Below are 18,084 nucleotides of genomic sequence, written 5' to 3' on the forward strand. Positions count from 1 at the left end.
TGATCAACAGTGACGCGGCTTATTGGATAAAAGTGAGCACAGCTTTCTTTTGTTACTTAGGCTGTACTCTGCGTTTATTCAACCATACACGGTCATCATTCTGGGTTTCTGGAAAGGTGTCACCCCGGCTCATTTTGATCTGGCGCGGATTCTCGATCCCCATGATATGGTCTCTGACGCCTACTTCCATATAAACCCCGTTGTTGGGGGCCTTGTCGCCTGCACGAAATTCGGTCTGTTCTCCCATTGCGGGTCTACCTCCTCATTATGATGGATGGACTGCATGTATTATCATGCGCCAATGGACGGCAAATCATCGCAGGGAATGTGAGAAAAGCGCGGTAATAAAGGGAAGAGTGCCTGTACGACAGTGAAAAGAAACTTGCATCCGATCATCCGTTCTGATATAGTATTATGGTGCGAGTTAGACTCGCTCCTTGCTCTCAACAGGGATTGAGGGCCGAAGTCCATAAGGAGGTGAAACATATGCGCAAATATGAAGTGATGTACATTATTCGTCCTGACATTGAACAAGAAGCTGTTCAAGCTGCAGTCGATAAATTCCAAGGCATCATCTCCAACGGCGGAGAAATTACAAAGCATGACGTAATGGGTAAACGCCGTCTTGCGTATGAGATCAAGAAATTCCGTGATGGCGTATTCGTTCTGGTAAACTTCAACGCAACACCTGAAGTTGTAGCTGAACTTGAGCGTCTCATGAAGATTTCTGACGAAGTTATTCGTTATCTCATCACGAACGACGTTGCTTAAGATGTAGAAGACTTTGTAATTGATTTCGTTCTAGGAGGGGATTGGATTGTTGAACCGTGTCATTTTGATTGGCCGACTGACTAAGGATCCCGAGCTGCGATATACTCCTTCAGGTGTTGCTGTAACGCAATTTACACTTGCTGTTGATCGTCCATTTACTGGACAAGGCGGGGAGCGCGAAGCGGATTTTATTCCGGTCGTGACCTGGAGACAGCTTGCGGAGACTTGTGCCAACTATCTGCGTAAAGGCCGTCTGACGGCTGTAGAGGGGCGCATTCAAGTGCGGAATTACGAGAATAACGAAGGTAAGCGTGTATACGTCACCGAAGTCATTGCCGATAATGTTCGCTTCTTGGAGTCAAACCGTGAAACAAGCGGTGGCGGAGGAACTCGTGAGGAATCGTCGTTCAGCGGAGGAAGCAGCGGCAGCAATAGCAGCGGCGGAAACCGTGGGAACAATAACTACTCGCGAAACAACAATCAGGATCCTTTTTCCGATGAAGGAAAACCGATCGATATATCGGATGATGATTTGCCATTTTAATACGGAAAGGACTGACAACGCATGGCTTTTAAACAAAGAGAAGGCGGAGACAACGACAAAAGACCGGCACGCCGTGGCGGCCGCAACAAGCGTCGTAAAGTATGTTTCTTCACTGTGAACAAAATTACTCACATTGATTATAAAGATACAGATCTGCTCAAAAAATTCATCAGCGAGCGCGGAAAAATCTTGCCTCGTCGTGTAACAGGCACTAGTGCAAAATACCAGCGTGCTCTGACGATTGCGATCAAACGCTCCCGTCAAATCGCATTGCTTCCATACACAACTGAGTAATCATTGTGTTCCAGCGATCCAGCCTAACCATAGGCTGGATCGCTTTTTTATTGTGTAAGTCAACAGCTTGTCTGCGAGCAGAGGTAGCTTAGCAGGCATGATCCTTCTTGCTAGAGGTATAAATTGCCCCTCTGATAAAAGCTGAACGATCAGCAAAGAGAAAATGCCTGGGCTCATATCATCACAGCAGTGAAAGTAATCATCAAATTTATGGTGATATCAGTTTAACCAAATGTTGGGATACAATGTCTTCGTAGAAGAATACTGTCTCCTCAGAGTGTACATTTTGATTACATGGCTGTGCACAAGAAATACAAGTGCGGTGTAAAGCTTTCCAGTTTTAAAGCCCTGAAACCCTGTCTGTTTCAAATGGACATTGTCTATTGCAAGCAATACATTGTCAAGAATGATTTAGACCTTCATTCAGAAAGAAAAATTAAAAATAAACGGCTGAAAACCACCCTTCGAAAAAAATTCCTTCTATTATATATAGCTATACAGAGGCCACCTTAAATAAGCATGAAATCCCATTAAATAAACAGTCCAAGAAATCTACAAGAGATGTATCGAAAAATGAGATCATTACAGCATCATTTATGCCTCTATATAGAAGAGGATGTTCTGCCTATTTAATCAGAGAGAACGCACATTGCTGTAATAGTGCACTAAAGAAAATTTAATATTGTGATTACATAAAATTTGCAGAAATCTTTCAGTTCCCTGATGTCCACTCCAGGGATACAAGCGTACATGAAGTGGAAGCTCAATGATGTTAGTCTTATTATGCATATTCCTCCTCCATTATCCAAACGATAAGGAAAAAGGAGGTAGTTGTATGTGCAGAAGATTCTCACTATCCGCAGGGATCGATGAGGTGAATGAACGTTTTGGTATCCATCGGGTAATGTATTATTATAAGAGCCGGTATAATATTAGTCCAACCCAAACCATGCCCGTCATCGTACAGGAGCAGGGGGAGCGCGTGCTTGATGAGTATCGCTGGGGGCTGGTTCCTTATTGGGGAAAGGACGCGGTCAATGCCGATTTTACGACAGTGGATCAGAACCCAACATACCGGAGAGCAATCGATACGAGACGATGCGTTATTCCATGCAACGGTTTATATTACTGGAGAACGATTGGTAAACGGGGTTATGCTGTCAGAACGGTTATCGGGGAGAATGAAATTTTCGGCATGGCAGGGCTATATGAGACATGGCGGGATGCCAGAGGCAACGAAATGAGAACATGCACGGTCTTAATGACAGAAGCGAATGAAGCCATTCGGGAATTCGAAACACGCATGCCAGCTATTTTGTCAGAAGAGAATATGCGCAAGTGGTTAGATCCTGAGGTCCAGGGAACGAATGCGGTCTATCCGCTGCTTAACACGTATCGGGGACAGATGCGGATGTATCCAGTAACACCACTTATAGCTGACGATTCGCATGATCATCAGCAGTGTATTGAAGAAATGGATTTAAAATTAGCTTGGGTGAAGAACCTATAGTTCGTAAGTATGAAAGACAAAGGTCGATTTATCTGACATGGAATTCAAAGCAAAAAGCAATCTGGAGCTGTGCTCGGGTTGCTTTTTTAGCGTTAATGGAGCAGTGGACTAAACTATGAAAATATGGAAAGCGGATGAATTACGTCATCTAATAACGAGTAAAAGCTTATGGTCAGAATGATATATAACATGGAATTAAGTTCTTGCTTTATCAAGAAGGAACTAAATGGTATTGTGTAATATAACATAACATTTAGTTGACCGAAATATTGAAAAACAAAAGGTTTTAAATGATTAATAAAATACTGTGTTATGATTCATGACGTAAACAGTGCAAATACCAATGAGTTTATAGTTATTTATTGTAAATAAATCTTGATATTACATACATTTTCAGTAAACTAAGGATATACAACGGAAATAAACTTAATTATTACCCCCAAAAACGACGTTAAAAACATGATTTTTGAGAAAAATGAAAAAAAGTAATTGACGTTACCTAAATTTACACGTATCATAACATTAATTTTATAGGCAAGAAGATATTGCTAGAGACTTTGGCACTAATTGACCAATGGTATATTTTCTGTAAATCTTTCAATTTATTTCACATCATGCAATGACATCCCAGGAACTTTTAAGTATAAGTACCCGAAATTATTTAAGGATGATTTCAATATTCGTCCTGATAATTTATAGCAACAACATTTTTTAAGAGGAGGATTCGCATGAAGAAAAGAATGTCACTCTTGTTCGTGATCATGCTCATGGCCGTTACGGTTCTGGCAGCGTGCTCGGGCGGAGGAACAGCAGAACAGCCACCAAGTCAAGGGGAGCAAACAGAGCAACCACCAGCTGAAGGCAATGGCACAGAAACTACAGAACCGCCAGCCGAAGGTGGAGATGAGAGCCAAGGTTACTTCGAAGCTACTGATCCATCATTGAACCCAGCAGCTGCATTGAATCGTAAAGATACACTTATTGTTGGTATGACAGCACCAAAAGGGGTATTTAGCCCATTCTACTGGCAAACTGCATATGACAAATTTGTTGTAGAAGCTATGTTCGACTCTTTCTTCTCTATTCAAGGTGACGGTACTTACGCGAACCGTTTGGCTGAAAGTGTTGAGGTTTCCGAGGATAAGTTGAAGTATACATTCAAATTGAAACCAGGCGTTACCTATTCAAACGGTGACCCGGTTACAGTAAAAGATTATGCGTTTGCAATGAAGGTTTATCATGATTCCAGCTATGACGGTCAAACCGATATGCTGTCTGTCAACATCAAAGGCGGTAAAGAGTATAACGAAGGCAAAGCTACCGATATTTCCGGTATTAAAGTTATCGATGATAACACGATTGAAATTGAAGTTACAGAAGCAAATGCGATGACAAAAGACAATCTCGGAACCGTTTCGTTTGTTCCAGAATCTTACTATGGCAAAGGTTACAAGCAAGGAAATCTCGAGTACATGAAAGAACTGCACGCTAAACCTATTGGCAGCGGTCAATATGTACTGAAGAGCTTCTCCCCAGGTCAAGAGGTAGTATTGGAAGCAAATCCTAACTATTTCCTGGGCGCACCAAAAATCAAAAACGTAATTTACAAAACAACAACTGAAGAAACCAGATTGGCTATGTTCCAATCCGGTGAGATCGATATGGATATGGTTACAGTAAACGAGGATAATGTAGAGGCTTTGAAAGAAATGGGCTTCCTGGACATTAACATTTTCCCAACCAATGGTTATGGCTATGTTGCAATGAACCATAAAGATCCAAAATTCCAAGATCCTAAAGTCCGTCAGGCTTTGATCTATGGTTTGAACCGTGCAGAGGTTGTAGAAATCATCTATGGTCAATATGCTAACGTGATCAACATTCCACAGTCCAGCCAATCATGGGCTTACACAGAAGAAGGCATTGAGCCTCACGAGTTTGATATGGAGAAAGCGAAGCAGCTTCTTGATGAAGCAGGCTGGGCACCAGGTGCTGACGGCATCCGCGAAAAAGACGGCAAGAAATTTGAAATTCATTTCTCTGCTACAGCAGACAACCCGGTAATTGATGCACTGATTCCAGTAATGACTCAAAATTACCAAGAGTTGGGTATCAAATTAACCGCAGAAACTTTGGATTTTAACGCCATCATGGACAAGAAGGATAAAGGCGAGTTCGAAATGTTCTTTGCTGCATGGGGCTTGACTCCAGATCCAGACTCCACTGTATATATTACGGATGGAAATCAGAACGATATCGGATACTCCAATCCTGCTTATGACGCAGCTATGAAAAAAGGTTTGAACGCCTTTGATCTGGAAGAACGTAAAGCAGCTTATGCAGAAGCATATCGAATTCTGAACGCAGATGTTCCGGACCTCCCGATTTATCAAAGACGTGATGCATGGACAATCAACTCCAGATTGAACGGCATCGATATTACGCCTTACAAAACTTTCGCTATTGATCTTTACAAAGCGGAAATTGAACAATAGCATCAAGAAACATATGCTCAGCTCGCAAGAGCTGGGCATATCCACTTATAAGCCGGGAGGAATATTATGAAGCAGTACATTATCCGGAGGCTGCTGCAGATTATCCCGACAATGATCGGGATTTCCATTATCATATTTGCTATATCATCTTTGGTACCAGGTGATTATATCACTGCAGTGAACAACCCGACGATGACTGCTGAGAAGGCAGCACAGCTTCGGGCAATTTACGGTTTGGATAAGCCGCCAGTCGAGCGTTACCTGACGTGGGTCGGCAATATGTTAAAGGGTAATCTCGGAGATTCCCTTGTGCACAAACAACCTGTTACAACCGTAATGGGGAACTATGTATGGAATTCCTTTTTTATTGCCTTTTTCAGTTTGATATTGAGTTGGATTATTGCAATATTTGCTGGCGTATTCTCAGCCAAGTTCCAATACTCTTTATTTGATAAGATTGTCACATTAGTTATCTTTTTGTGTATGTCACTGCCTTCTTTCTTTATTGGACTCCTTCTTATCAAGTTTTTAGCTTTGGATTTAGGGTGGTTCCCGGTTGGCGGCATGAAGACTTCAGGGTTTAATGGAAACACATGGGATCAACTTGTTGATATTGCATGGCATATGTTCATGCCGGTTACCGTACTTACCATGCTAAGCACAGGTGGTTTGACGCGGTATTTCCGTACAAGCATGCTGGAAGTTATCCGTCAGGATTACATTCGGACTGCTCGGGCTAAAGGCTTGAAAGAACGTACGGTTATCTTCAAGCATGCGCTGCGCAATGCAATGCTCCCTGCGATCACTTTGATGGGCTTCGAACTACCAAGCTTATTTGGTGGGGCCATCATTTTGGAGAAGATTTTCATCTGGCCCGGGGTAGGTCAAGTATATCTGGAATCCATCAGCATGCGGGATTATCCGTTTATGCTAGGTTTCACGGTATTCATATCTATACTGACACTTCTCGGCAACCTGTTGTCTGACGTTCTGTATGGAGCTGCAGATCCAAGAATTCGCTTAAAGTAGGAGGAGATTCATTTGTCCGCAGAGGCTGCACCATTAAAAACGAATCTACCAGTTCAGAAGAAGCAGCCGGATTCTCCATGGCGAATAGCTATTCGCCGTTTTTCCAGAAACCGTCTCGCTGTCATTGGACTTTTCATAATCGTATTTATGTTTTTATTATGTTTTGTTGGCCCAGTATTCTCACCTTATTCCTTATATGATTACAGTGTAGCTGACAAGAATTTGCCCCCAAGCTCGAAGTTCTGGCTAGGAACCGATAAACTGGGGCGTGACATTCTCCTGCGTATGATGCTCGCGGGCAGAATATCCCTTACGGTTGGACTTGTAGCCACAGGGATTTCCATTATTATCGGTGCCACCCTTGGCGCTTTGGCAGGATTTTATCGCAGATGGGTAGATACGCTGATTATGCGTATGGCTGACATCTTCATGGCTTTGCCTACACTGCCGATCCTCATCATTTTGGGTGCTATCTTGTCCGACTTGAAGGTCGAACCAGCAGATCGTATCTATTTCCTAATGCTGATTATCGGTGTACTCGGCTGGAGCGGTATTTCCCGTCTCGTGCGGGGGCAAATATTGACTCTTCGTGAACAGGAGTTTATGCAGGCAACGGAAGCTTTGGGGCTTAAAGATCGTCGGAAAATCTTCCGCCATTTGCTGCCCAATACGATTCCTATCATTATTGTATCGGCAACATTAGGCGTAGCAGGTGCGATTATTTATGAATCTGCATTAAGCTTTCTCGGGGTTGGTGTTGTTCCACCAACGCCATCATGGGGGAATATGATCTCAGCCGCAAACAATTTGATTGACTTCCGTAAGAGACCGTGGCTCTGGATACCGCCAGGAATGTGTATTCTTGTAACGGTTGTAGCAATCAACTTGATTGGTGACGGGCTTCGCGACGCACTTGACCCGAAAATGAAGAAGTAGGAGATGCGAATATGGCAAAAGAATTAGTTGAATTCCGTAATTTAAAAACGCATTTTCAAACCTCCGCAGGTACTGTAAAAGCCGTCGACGATGTCAGCTTCAAAATCCGTGAAGGCGAAACACTGTGCGTGGTAGGTGAATCGGGCTGTGGTAAAAGCGTGACAGCCATGTCACTCATGCGTTTAATTGATACACCTCCAGTAGGGGGCGAGATTTTTTATGATGGCAAGGACCTTCTGAAGATGAGCAAGCGCGAAATGAGCTTGATTCGTGGTAATGATATCGCCATGATCTTCCAGGAACCGATGACCTCACTTAACCCGGTATTGACGATCGGGGAACAGATTGTTGAACCGATTCTGCTTCATCAGTTGGTTAATCGTAAAGAAGCAAAAAAACGTGCAATTGACCTCATCAATCTCGTTGGGATTCCGCGTGCGGAGAAGATTTTCGACTCTTATCCGCATGAACTTAGTGGCGGTATGCGCCAGCGGATCATGATTGCCATTGCACTCAGCTGTAATCCGAAGCTCTTGATCGCTGATGAGCCAACAACAGCACTCGACGTTACGATTCAGGCCCAGATTCTGGATCTGATGCGCGATATTAAAGGGAAGCTGAACACATCCATTATGTTAATTACGCATGACCTGGGTGTGGTCGCCGAGATGGCGGATTATGTTGTAGTTATGTATGCAGGTAAAGTCATTGAAGAAGCGCCTGTAATCGAGCTCTTCAAGCATCCGAAGCATCCTTATACCAAAGGACTTCTGAAAGCTAAACCGATTATTAACCAGACGCAGGAACGTCTGTACTCAATTCCGGGACAGGTTCCAAACCCGGTGGATCTTGGAGACAACTGTCATTTCCATGATCGCTGTGAATCGTGCATGCAGATATGTACAGAGAAAACACCTCCGCTCGGTACCGATCCGAATGGCCACAAGGTCGCTTGCTGGTTGTATGAAGAGGAGGGGAAAGCACAATGAGTCAGGCACTGGTCGAAATTGATGGTTTGAAGAAATACTTTCCCATTACCGGCGGCATATTGCAGCGGACGGTGGGCAATGTAAAAGCGGTCGATGGCGTCAGCTTTTCCATTAACAAAGGCGAATCCTTTGGGCTTGTAGGCGAATCAGGCTGCGGTAAGAGCACCATTGGCCGGACCATTCTTCGCTTGCTGGAAAAAACAGAAGGTAAAGTAATCTTCAATGGTCAGGATATCCATTCATTATCTAAAGAAAAATTGCGTGCACTTCGTCCGAAAATGCAAATCGTGTTTCAGGATCCATTTAGCTCGCTGAACCCAAGAATTAAAGTTGGGGAAGCGATTGGCGAGGCTCTGATTGACCACGGCTTAGTTAATCGCAGAGAACTTAAAGACCGGGTTATTGAAACGCTTGAGATCTGCGGCCTTGCCGCATATCACTATGATCGTTATCCGCATGAATTCTCTGGCGGACAACGACAACGGATCGGGATTGCCCGTGCGTTGATTCTAAATCCCGACTTTATCGTAGCGGATGAGCCCGTATCGGCATTGGATGTTTCAATCCAAGCGCAAATCATCAACTTGCTTAGTGACTTGCAGCGTGAGAAGCAGTTGACCTATCTGTTCATTTCTCATGATCTCAGCGTTGTAGAGCATTTGTGCAATCGAATTGGGGTAATGTATCTGGGATCGATGGTAGAAATGGCCAGCAAGGAAGAGCTGTTCCGCAATCCGCTCCATCCTTATACCAAAGCGTTGCTGTCAGCCGTACCCGTACCGGATCCAACGCTAAAGCGCGATCGGATCGTACTGAAAGGCGACATTCCAAGCCCGGCGAATCCGCCATCCGGCTGTAAGTTCCACACTCGCTGTCCGCTGGCTTCGGATCTGTGCAAACAGGAGATTCCAGAATACCGCAATATGGGCGATAATCATTTTGTAGCTTGTCACTACGCTTAATATGACTCTTCTTATCTAAGTTTTCTGACAATTAACTTCATATGGATAAGAAGTTTAACAGAGTTACTCAAGGATTTCCTCCGTCTATGGGCGGATGGGGGTCCTTTTTTCCGTTAAACCAGTGAATGAACTTACAAATATTCCTAAATATTTTTTTTGAAAAAAAGCAGACCAAATGCCCGTTTCATCCGTCTAATAGTATGGAGGGCTAAATTCTATGAAAAAACGGTGGCTTTGGCTGGTGATGGTATTGTTAATAACCGTACCCATTGGGGCGGTGGTCATAGGAAATATAGAACGAGCGGGGTTTAGGCCCAAGGTGGACGCGCGAGCGGTTGTCTTGATGGATCTGAACACCGGGCGTATTTTGCTCAGCGAGAACGGCGATATCCCCTTACCGCCTGCAAGCATGTCCAAGCTGATGACAGAATTGGTGATACTGGATGATATCAAAACAGGAAAAAAATCCTGGGATGATGAAGTTCAGATCAGCGATACGGCAAGCGGCGTAAGTGGAATTAAGATTGCCTTAAAGTCCGGTGAATTCCTTACGGTGCGCGAGTTGTTCCAGAGCATAACGGTTTATTCGGCCAATGATGCCGCCGTCGCTCTTGCGGAGCATTTTGCAGGTTCCGAGGAGGCGTTTGTCCAGAAGATGAATGCCAAGGCTAAAGAGATCGGGCTGTCCAGTGCTACGCATTTCGTGAATGCTTCGGGCGTAGAGAGCCATACGGACAAGGACCAGGAATGGTCTTCGGAGAGAGAAACCGTTATGACAGCCGAAGACACTGCCAAGCTTGCCGCGCATTTGATTAAAAGCCACCCCGATATTCTCAGCACCTCCAGCAAGACTCAAACGAAAATAAGTGGACGAAATTTATATTTAAGCAACACCAACTGGATGCTGCCGTCACTGGGAGGCCCCTACTCTTATGAAGGTACAGACGGCTTAAAGACAGGATACACGGTCAACGCAGGGTACTGTTTCACGGGTACAGCCGAGAAGCAAGGCAGCCGGCTTATCGCGGTTGTCATGGGAACTGAATCCAAAGAAGCAAGATTTGAGGAGACCCGAAAGCTATTTGACTACGGATTTGCCAAAACGTTAACATGGAAAGAGCGGCTGGATGATTGGTTTCAATATTCGGGAATCACAGCTGCTCTTTCGCATGATAAGCTTGCTCTTTCACATGATAAGCTTGCTGTTTAGCTGATAGATGAAGATTTGGTAGATTTATAGAACTGCCCGTGAAGGGTTCACAATTGATAATCATCTGGTTTACAATAGATGATGTGCTGAAGCTGGTCTTCTAAATAAAAGTGAGTCAACGGGAGGATATCCCGTTTAATAAGGAAAGGAGGGTGAGCCAAGTAGCTTTGGGTGCAATTAAGGGCCTTTAACGATCTGACTTATCCATTAATTTATTTTATAATAAAGAAGGAATCGAACTCATGAAGAGGAAATCAATATATATTACTCTCGCTATTGTCATACTGCTGGGATCATCCGCATTTTTGTTCAGAACACAGCTTGCGGTTGTAGCCTTTGATTTGTTTATGGCAAAGGATGTAGAGGAATCATTGCAGAAATCGTATAAACCGCTGCAGAGCGACAAGACACCCGAGCCTGTAGTACTTCAAAGCGAACCGTTCTCTGTCATGCTGCTGGGCAGTGACCAGCGGGAGGATGAGCCTGCGCGTTCGGACACGTTGATCTATGCAGTTGTGCGTCCACTGGATTCCAAGGTGCTGCTCATTTCAGTTCCAAGGGACACGTATGTCGATATTATCGGTAAGGACAAGAAGGATAAGATTAACCACGCATTTGCCTTTGGTGGTCATCAGATGGCCAAAGATACGATGGAAGCATTTTTTGAGGAGGACCTCAACTATTATGCCTCCATTAATTTTCAGGGATTGAAGGACGTGGTTGACGCCATTGGCGGGGTTGAACTGCCGATTGGCAAGGATATCGTCAATAAAGGCAAAGACCACGAGAAATTTACGATCGAGGCAAACAAGCCGATTTACAACGGTGAGGAAGCCTTGAATTATGTGCGTTACCGTGAAGATAGCGACTTTAATCGGGCGAAGAGACAACAGGTGTTTCTGGATGTCGCTGCCAAGCGGGTCATGAAGCTTGATCAGATCGGCAAGGTGCCGGAGCTGATTGAGATCATGGGTGATAATTTCCAAACCGACATGCAGCCAAAGTTCATTATTGATCTGGCCAAGCAGATGCTGACCGGAGGCAAGGTGGATATGACCAGCTATACGATTATGGGCGAAGGCATGAAAATAGGCGGTGTTTATTATAATGAACCCGATATGGAAGATGTGCAGGAAGCCCGCGATCTGATTGACAGCTGGATGGATCCGAACACACCGGCCAACCAACTGCTGCAGCCAAAAGATGCAGAGAAGCAAAAACTGAAATAAATAAACACCGGTACTTCCGGATGATGGTCATAGTGCGTTGCTTCACCTCAATCAGCAGTCCGGGTTGTCTGGCTGCTGATTTTGTGCCCTATACAAGGGAATCAGATCGATGAAGCTAACGTATGTATGAGTATGGATAGGGGAAGGAGTAACCTGCATACCTAGGCTTCATAAGAGAAGGTTACTTAACATGGCTTCATGATGTTGAAGTCATAAGGAGGATAATGTTTTATGAATATCGCTTTTTTTCTATTGCCGAAGCAGGAAGTAATCTGTTTAACGCTGGATTCCACACTCAGGCAGACGCTGGAACGAATGGAGTTTCATCGATATACGGCTGTGCCCGTACTCGGTAAGAACGGCGAGTATGCTGGAACGGTGACCGAAGGGGATCTGTTGTGGCATATGAAGAACTCGGATGGCAAAATCACATTTGAGAACGCTTCGAAATTTTTGCTGAAGGATGTTCCTTTCCGCATGGACATGAAGCCGGTGTCCATCGACGCCCGGATGGAGGATCTGATTAATCTGGCAAAAGTGCAGAACTTCGTGCCAGTTGTGGATGATATGAATCGCTTTATCGGGATTGTGCGCAGAAGCCTCATTATTGAGTACTGTGAACGGTTTGTTTCCAAGGAGACGATGGAGTCCCAAGGGGCGCCTCAATCCATCTAGGATTGTAAATAACAAGGGTGTGGGACCGCGATGATGACGTGGGTAACACGCCCTGTTTTTTCATAGTTATCCAAAAGATCAGAAGTCGGGGGAATAAGCTGGGCCCAATTGGAGTACAAAGAGAAGGTAGGTTATCTCTTTCCCATGGGACTAAAGGATGGACAGGGTGCCCTGGGCCTTTGTGTGGGTGGCTTTTTTTTATGCTATAATGGAGAATAAAGCTGTTTTCAGGGAGAGATGGATATGCCAAATATGCCGAAGGACTTGGATGTAGCTAAACGCGCTAAAGTGATTGAATGGCTCAAAACCGAAGTAATCGATAATGTATCCCGGTTATTCAAAGCTCTATGGGAAGGCAGCACTACAAAGGTTGGAGATAGTTTGGCAAGCCTGATGATGAGCTCGTACATACTGGGCCGAAGGCTCGGCTTGACCTATCGGGATATGGATGATCTCTTGTTAGAAAAATTGAAAAAGCATAAGCAGGAAGGACATCAGCTGGAAGATTGGTACCAGGATATTTCCGCACTCGAAGAACATTTGCGTAAGAGGTGAACATATTGAAACTGCGCTGGACTACGGCGGTATGGAGCGTTATTTATTTGCTTCTGCTGCTATCATTACTCACACCCTTTTCGATCGTAACGGCTTTCTTGTTAGTTCTGCCGGTTGCGATTCTATTTACGGCTTTGAATACAAAATCTTTTTTTATGCATGTGGTGCCGGTGTGGCTTATTGCGCTTCTGATTGATCCCATCTATCTGTTATTCGCGATTTATTTTGCGGTTCCGGGAATTATTATGGGGTATTTGTACAGGAAGCGGAAGTCGGCAATGCAAGTATTGAAGTATGGCATGGCTGTCATGCTGGTGGAGATGCTTCTGCTGCTGATGATCAGCACAGCTTTCTTCCAGTTAAACCTGTCGGATTATGTGGATGAGATCGTGAAAATGACGACCGCTCCGCTTTCGGAGATGGGCGTTGAAGGCGGGATCGGTGGTCAGTTCCTGGGAACGGAGCTTGATACGCAGCTGATTAAGGATCAGACGATGCGCTTGGTTCCATTTGCGATGATTATCAGCTCGTTTCTCATGACCGTGGTAACCCACGCGCTGGCTCGCCCTACACTCCATAGCATGGGATTGTCTGTGCCTCGGCTGAAGCCGGCTAGAGAATGGATGCTGCCGCGCTCCCTGATCTGGTACTACCTGCTTATTTTCTTCATCAATATTGCAACCATCGATTCGGACAATACCTTCATGAAGATGATTGTGGCCAATGCTACGCCATTGCTGCAGATCTGTTTCATGATTCAAGCGCTGGGGTTCTTCTATTACCTCGCTCACGAGCGGAAATGGCATCCGATTGTGCCGCTCTTGACGGCTATCCCGATTGTTCTGTTCCCGCCGGCTATGATTATCGGAATCCTGGATCTGGCGTTTCCACTTCGTCAGGCCTTTAGTAAAAACAAAAGATAGGGTGATGAGTCATGCCTAAATTTCTGCAGAAGCGCTGGCACGGCTATCATACCGTCTGGGCGTTTGCGCTAGTGCTTCTGCTTGTTATTTTCCTGTCGTTCTACAACACGATCCTGGGCCTGGTCGGGCTGCTGCTTGCGGTAACAGGCGGATACGCCATGCTGAAGACGGAGATGAAGTTCCGCCGCGAGCTGGTAGATTACATCGGTGACCTCTCATTCCGGATTCAGCGGGTAGAGGGTGAAGCCGTCAGTGTGCTGCCATTTGGCATTGTGCTGTACAGCGAGGACAGGACCTTGGAATGGCATAATCAATTCGTGGTCAACATGTTTCCGAATCAGACTCTGGTTGGCGTATCCTTGCAGGAGCTGTTTCCCCAGCTGGTGGTAGCGTTGCAGGAGTCCCAAGAGAAGAAGGAACACAAGGAGAAAATGCCGAAGGAAATCAGGCTGGAGATCTCTCACGAGGATAAGTTCTACGGAGCCACGGTCATTCCGGATGAACGACTGATTTATCTGGATGAGATCACCGAGCTGGCGGTGCTAAGGCAGCGTTATGAGGATGAGCGTCTGGCCCTGGGCATCATCATGTTGGATAACATCGATGAGGCTTCGCAGGGCATGGATGATCAGCAGCGGACCGCGCTGATTGCAAAGGTAACCAGCGAGATCACGGATTGGGCACGTGAATTTAATGTTTATCTGCGGAGACTTTCGTCGGATCGTTATCTAATGATGCTGAACCACAGATCTCTGGAAGCACTGGAGAACAGCCGGTTTCTGATCCTGGATGAAGTCCGGGAGATGACGGCTGATTTGAAGGTGCCATTAACCTTAAGTGTCGGCCTTGCCTTCGGCTCTGATGACATCACGGAGCTCGGTCAGCTGGCGCAATCCAGTCTGGATATGGCTCTTGGCCGTGGCGGAGACCAGGCCGCAGTCAAAGCGGGCCAGCGTCTTTCCTTCTACGGCGGTAAATCCAATGCGGTGGAGAAGCGGACGCGGGTAAGAGCGCGCGTCATCTCCCATGCGCTGCGTGATTTGATGCAGGAGAGCGACAAAGTCATCATTATGGGGCATAAGCTGCCGGATATGGATGTGATCGGAGCAGCCATCGGCGTGCTGAAAGCTGCCCAGATGTACAAGGTTGAGGCTTACATTGTCCTGGAGGGATTGAACCCATCCATTTCACGGATTATGGAAGAGGTCCGGAAGGATGAGGCGTTGATGAGCCGATTCGTTTCGACAGAACAAGCGATGCAGATGATGACGGAGCATACGCTGCTGGTTGTCGTTGATACACATAAAGCCTCCATGACGATGGAACCGCGTCTGGTGCATCGTGCCAGCCGGGTCGTTGTCATGGATCACCATCGGCGCGGTGAAGAGTTCATCAACGACGCTGTGTTAATCTATCTTGAGCCGTATGCTTCATCGACCTGCGAGCTGGTCACGGAGGTGCTTCAGTATATTCACGAGCGGGTATCCCTTACCCCGGTTGAAGCCACCGCGTTATTAGCCGGGATTACGGTGGACACGAAGCATTTTGCGCTGCACACGGGATCGAGAACATTCGAGGCCGCCGGATTCCTGCGGCGTCACGGTGCCGATACGATGATGATTCAGCGGGTGCTCAAGGAAGATCTGACAGAATTTATAGCGAAGGCAGAAATCGTAAAACATGCTAGAATGGTATATGACCATATCGCTATTGCGGTATCGAAGAACGGGGAGCCCATGCCGCAGCTGCTGATCGCTCAAGTAGCGGATATGCTGCTTAATATGACGGATGTGCAGGCATCGTTTGTTATTAGCGAACGCACCGACGGCAAGATTGGTATTAGCGCCCGTTCGATGGGCAAGATGAATGTTCAGATGATTATGGAACGTCTCGGGGGAGGCGGACACTTAACGAACGCCGCAGTACAGCTGGATACGACGCCTGAGAAGGCAGAGGAGAAGTTGATGGAGGTACTGGCGGACATCGAAGCGAAAGAGGGGTTATTTGAATGAAAGTCATTTTCATAAAAGATATGAAGGGCCAAGGCAAGAAAGGTGAAGTGAAGGAAGTATCCGAAGGATACGCTACCAACTTTCTGATTCCGCGCGGCGTTGCTCGCCCGGCAACCGATGGCAACATGAAGAACCTGGAGCAGCAGCAAGCTTCGGAGGAGAAGCGTAAAGCTCAGGAGAAGGAAGATGCACAGGCACTTGGCAAGAAGCTGGAAGAGATGACGGTTGTCCTGAAAGCCAAAGCAGGCGAAGGCGGCCGGCTGTTCGGAGCAATCACAAGCAAACAAATCGCTGAGGCGCTGGCAGGACAGAAGATCAAAATCGACAAACGCAAAATTGAACTTAGCGATCCGATCCGCAGTCTGGGTGTAACCCAGGTTCCGGTGAAGCTGCATCCTGACGTCAAGGCGACGGTCAAGGTTCAAATCACGGAGGAGTAATATGGGAGGAGAACTCTATTTCGATCGGGTCCCTCCGCAGAACCTTGAGGCAGAGCAGGCGGTGCTGGGTGCCATTCTGCTGCAGAGTGAAGCGCTGATCACAGCGATGGAGCGGGTGCAGTCCGAGGACTTCTACGATAAAACGCACCAGATGATTTACGAAGTTATGGTGCAGCTTGGAGAAGGCAATCAACCGATCGATCTGGTGACCCTTACATCTCTTCTTCAGGATAAAGGCCAACTGGAGGAAATCGGAGGAGTCAGTTATTTAGCGAAGCTGGCCCATGCGGTTCCGACGGCGGCCAACGTGGATTATTACGCTCAGATTATCGAAGAGAAATCGATGCTGCGGCGGTTGATTCGAACAGCAACACAGATTGTCAGCGAGGGATACACAGGAGGCGAAGATGTATCCGGCATGCTGAGTGAAGCAGAGCGCCGCATTCTGGAGATTTCCAACCGACGCACAGGCAGCGGGTTCATTGCGATTCGCGATGTGCTGATGGAAGTATTTGAGAAGGTGGAGGTCCTCCACCAGAACCGCGGGAATACAACGGGGATTCCGTCCGGCTTCGTTGATCTTGATAAAATGACGAGTGGATTCCAGCGAAATGACTTGATTATTGTGGCGGCCCGTCCGTCCGTAGGTAAGACGGCCTTCGCACTGAATATTGCCCAGAACGTGGCTATCCGGGCTAAGGAAACCGTCGCCATCTTCAGTCTGGAGATGTCTGCGCCGCAATTGGTTCAGCGTATGATTTGCGCCGAGGCCAATCTGGATGCAAATGTCATGCGGAACGGGGATTTTAAGGGTGACGACGATTGGTCCAAGCTGACCATGGGCATTGCGGCACTGTCGGAAGCGGAAATTTACATTGATGATACACCCGGCGTAACGGTTGCCGATATCCGTGCAAAATGCCGCCGTTTGAAGAAAGAGAAGGGGCTCGGCATGATACTGATCGATTATCTGCAGCTCATTCATGGACGCGGCAAGGCGGGCGAGAACCGGCAGCAGGAGGTATCTGAGATCTCACGTACGCTCAAGCAGATTGCCCGGGAGCTTGAGGTGCCGGTTATTGCGCTGTCACAGCTCAGCCGGGGCGTGGAGCAGCGTCAGGACAAGCGTCCGATGATGAGTGACCTTCGGGAATCCGGTTCAATTGAGCAGGATGCCGATATCGTGGCCTTCTTATACCGGGATGATTATTACAATCAGGAAACGGAGAAGAAGAACATCATCGAGATCATCATTGCCAAACAGCGTAATGGTCCCGTAGGCACAGTAGAGCTGGTGTTCCTCAAGAACTTTAACAAGTTCGTTAATTACGAGCGAACGCATGCGGATGCCTTTGCAGCCGGGTGACGACAGAGGCAGCTTGTTAGCAAGGATTCTATTGGTTTCTTAATGGCGCATGTGGCCTTTGTCGTAAAGTTCGGGAAAATCTCTAATACCTGCCGCAACCTGTAAGTTCAGGGCGTTTCTTATTGCACATTCCCGAATAAAGCA

At 46.4% G+C, this 18,084-nt stretch carries 18 protein-coding genes; 17 read left to right on the top strand and 1 reads right to left on the bottom strand.

The annotated features are described in order from the left end of the window. Window positions 1–52 precede the first annotated feature (52 nt). Window positions 53–247: a YjzC family protein gene (locus PGL02S_RS06305; RefSeq protein WP_006207336.1), complete on the bottom strand. Its 195-nt coding sequence runs from the start codon at window positions 245–247 to the stop codon at window positions 53–55. Window positions 248–486: 239 nt separating this feature from the next. On the opposite strand from PGL02S_RS06305, the gene rpsF reads away from it, so the two are divergent. From rpsF to dnaB, 17 genes are all read left to right on the top strand, one after another. Then, on the top strand, window positions 487–771 hold the full coding sequence (rpsF, locus tag PGL02S_RS06310; RefSeq protein WP_036640509.1) for a 30S ribosomal protein S6: 285 nt from the start codon (window positions 487–489) through the stop codon (window positions 769–771). A gap of 46 nt (window positions 772–817) precedes the next feature. Continuing rightward, on the top strand, window positions 818–1,315 hold the full coding sequence (ssb, locus tag PGL02S_RS06315; protein WP_036640506.1) for a single-stranded DNA-binding protein: 498 nt from the start codon (window positions 818–820) through the stop codon (window positions 1,313–1,315). Between the two features lie 21 nt (window positions 1,316–1,336). After that, complete coding sequence (gene rpsR / locus PGL02S_RS06320; protein ID WP_006207333.1) at window positions 1,337–1,609, top strand: 30S ribosomal protein S18; 273 nt, start codon at window positions 1,337–1,339, stop codon at window positions 1,607–1,609. 835 nt (window positions 1,610–2,444) lie between these two features. Beyond that, window positions 2,445–3,119, top strand: a complete 675-nt coding sequence (locus PGL02S_RS06325; RefSeq protein WP_036640504.1) for an SOS response-associated peptidase — start codon at window positions 2,445–2,447, stop codon at window positions 3,117–3,119. A 728-nt stretch (window positions 3,120–3,847) separates the two neighbouring features. Then, window positions 3,848–5,614 carry an ABC transporter substrate-binding protein gene (locus tag PGL02S_RS06330; protein WP_036640502.1) on the top strand — a complete coding sequence of 589 codons (1,767 nt, stop codon included), beginning with the start codon at window positions 3,848–3,850 and terminating at the stop codon, window positions 5,612–5,614. Between the two features lie 66 nt (window positions 5,615–5,680). Further along, window positions 5,681–6,643 (top strand): ABC transporter permease, encoded by a 963-nt coding sequence (locus PGL02S_RS06335; RefSeq protein WP_006207328.1) that lies wholly within the window; start codon window positions 5,681–5,683, stop codon window positions 6,641–6,643. A 12-nt stretch (window positions 6,644–6,655) separates the two neighbouring features. Further along, window positions 6,656–7,579, top strand: a complete 924-nt coding sequence (gene opp4C / locus PGL02S_RS06340; RefSeq protein ID WP_006207327.1) for an oligopeptide ABC transporter permease — start codon at window positions 6,656–6,658, stop codon at window positions 7,577–7,579. Between the two features lie 11 nt (window positions 7,580–7,590). Then, the gene (locus tag PGL02S_RS06345) at window positions 7,591–8,568 is read left to right on the top strand and encodes an ABC transporter ATP-binding protein (RefSeq protein WP_006207326.1); all 978 of its coding nucleotides are present in this window, start codon (window positions 7,591–7,593) and stop codon (window positions 8,566–8,568) included. Further along, complete coding sequence (locus PGL02S_RS06350) at window positions 8,565–9,530, top strand: ABC transporter ATP-binding protein (RefSeq protein ID WP_006207325.1); 966 nt, start codon at window positions 8,565–8,567, stop codon at window positions 9,528–9,530. The genes PGL02S_RS06345 and PGL02S_RS06350 overlap by 4 nt, the downstream gene beginning before the upstream one ends. Before the next feature lie 217 nt (window positions 9,531–9,747). Beyond that, entirely contained in the window at window positions 9,748–10,740 is a 993-nt protein-coding gene (locus PGL02S_RS06355) for a D-alanyl-D-alanine carboxypeptidase family protein (RefSeq protein WP_036640499.1), read from the top strand. Window positions 10,741–10,982: 242 nt separating this feature from the next. Then, window positions 10,983–11,969: an LCP family protein gene (locus PGL02S_RS06360; RefSeq protein ID WP_036640496.1), complete on the top strand. Its 987-nt coding sequence runs from the start codon at window positions 10,983–10,985 to the stop codon at window positions 11,967–11,969. Window positions 11,970–12,200: 231 nt separating this feature from the next. Then, a complete protein-coding gene (locus PGL02S_RS06365; protein WP_006207322.1) occupies window positions 12,201–12,644 on the top strand; it encodes a CBS domain-containing protein in 444 nt (147 codons plus the stop codon). Window positions 12,645–12,896: 252 nt separating this feature from the next. Beyond that, on the top strand, window positions 12,897–13,199 hold the full coding sequence (locus PGL02S_RS06370) for a MazG-like family protein (RefSeq protein ID WP_172964086.1): 303 nt from the start codon (window positions 12,897–12,899) through the stop codon (window positions 13,197–13,199). Then, on the top strand, window positions 13,196–14,122 hold the full coding sequence (locus PGL02S_RS06375) for a DUF2232 domain-containing protein (protein WP_253806067.1): 927 nt from the start codon (window positions 13,196–13,198) through the stop codon (window positions 14,120–14,122). Before PGL02S_RS06370 ends, PGL02S_RS06375 begins: the two co-directional genes overlap by 4 nt. Before the next feature lie 11 nt (window positions 14,123–14,133). Continuing rightward, complete coding sequence (locus PGL02S_RS06380; RefSeq protein WP_036640493.1) at window positions 14,134–16,134, top strand: DHH family phosphoesterase; 2,001 nt, start codon at window positions 14,134–14,136, stop codon at window positions 16,132–16,134. Further along, the gene (gene rplI, locus PGL02S_RS06385) at window positions 16,131–16,574 is read left to right on the top strand and encodes a 50S ribosomal protein L9 (RefSeq protein ID WP_006207318.1); all 444 of its coding nucleotides are present in this window, start codon (window positions 16,131–16,133) and stop codon (window positions 16,572–16,574) included. The genes PGL02S_RS06380 and rplI overlap by 4 nt, the downstream gene beginning before the upstream one ends. Window position 16,575: 1 nt before the next feature. Continuing rightward, on the top strand, window positions 16,576–17,940 hold the full coding sequence (gene dnaB / locus PGL02S_RS06390; protein ID WP_036640492.1) for a replicative DNA helicase: 1,365 nt from the start codon (window positions 16,576–16,578) through the stop codon (window positions 17,938–17,940). Window positions 17,941–18,084 lie beyond the last annotated feature (144 nt).

The organism is Paenibacillus glucanolyticus NBRC 15330, from assembly GCF_004000885.1.
Taxonomy (GTDB): Bacteria; Bacillota; Bacilli; order Paenibacillales; family Paenibacillaceae; genus Paenibacillus_AQ; species Paenibacillus_AQ glucanolyticus.

Coding starts and splice junctions, on each gene's coding strand:
- dnaB (WP_036640492.1), top strand. CDS start 16,576: ATGGGAGGAGAACTCTATTTCGATCGGGTCCCTCCGCAGAACCTTGAG.
- PGL02S_RS06335 (WP_006207328.1), top strand. CDS start 5,681: ATGAAGCAGTACATTATCCGGAGGCTGCTGCAGATTATCCCGACAATG.
- rplI (WP_006207318.1), top strand. CDS start 16,131: ATGAAAGTCATTTTCATAAAAGATATGAAGGGCCAAGGCAAGAAAGGT.
- PGL02S_RS06355 (WP_036640499.1), top strand. CDS start 9,748: ATGAAAAAACGGTGGCTTTGGCTGGTGATGGTATTGTTAATAACCGTA.
- PGL02S_RS06360 (WP_036640496.1), top strand. CDS start 10,983: ATGAAGAGGAAATCAATATATATTACTCTCGCTATTGTCATACTGCTG.
- PGL02S_RS06365 (WP_006207322.1), top strand. CDS start 12,201: ATGAATATCGCTTTTTTTCTATTGCCGAAGCAGGAAGTAATCTGTTTA.
- PGL02S_RS06325 (WP_036640504.1), top strand. CDS start 2,445: ATGTGCAGAAGATTCTCACTATCCGCAGGGATCGATGAGGTGAATGAA.
- PGL02S_RS06350 (WP_006207325.1), top strand. CDS start 8,565: ATGAGTCAGGCACTGGTCGAAATTGATGGTTTGAAGAAATACTTTCCC.
- rpsR (WP_006207333.1), top strand. CDS start 1,337: ATGGCTTTTAAACAAAGAGAAGGCGGAGACAACGACAAAAGACCGGCA.
- PGL02S_RS06330 (WP_036640502.1), top strand. CDS start 3,848: ATGAAGAAAAGAATGTCACTCTTGTTCGTGATCATGCTCATGGCCGTT.
- rpsF (WP_036640509.1), top strand. CDS start 487: ATGCGCAAATATGAAGTGATGTACATTATTCGTCCTGACATTGAACAA.
- PGL02S_RS06345 (WP_006207326.1), top strand. CDS start 7,591: ATGGCAAAAGAATTAGTTGAATTCCGTAATTTAAAAACGCATTTTCAA.
- PGL02S_RS06370 (WP_172964086.1), top strand. CDS start 12,897: ATGCCGAAGGACTTGGATGTAGCTAAACGCGCTAAAGTGATTGAATGG.
- PGL02S_RS06380 (WP_036640493.1), top strand. CDS start 14,134: ATGCCTAAATTTCTGCAGAAGCGCTGGCACGGCTATCATACCGTCTGG.
- PGL02S_RS06305 (WP_006207336.1), bottom strand. CDS start 247: ATGGGAGAACAGACCGAATTTCGTGCAGGCGACAAGGCCCCCAACAAC.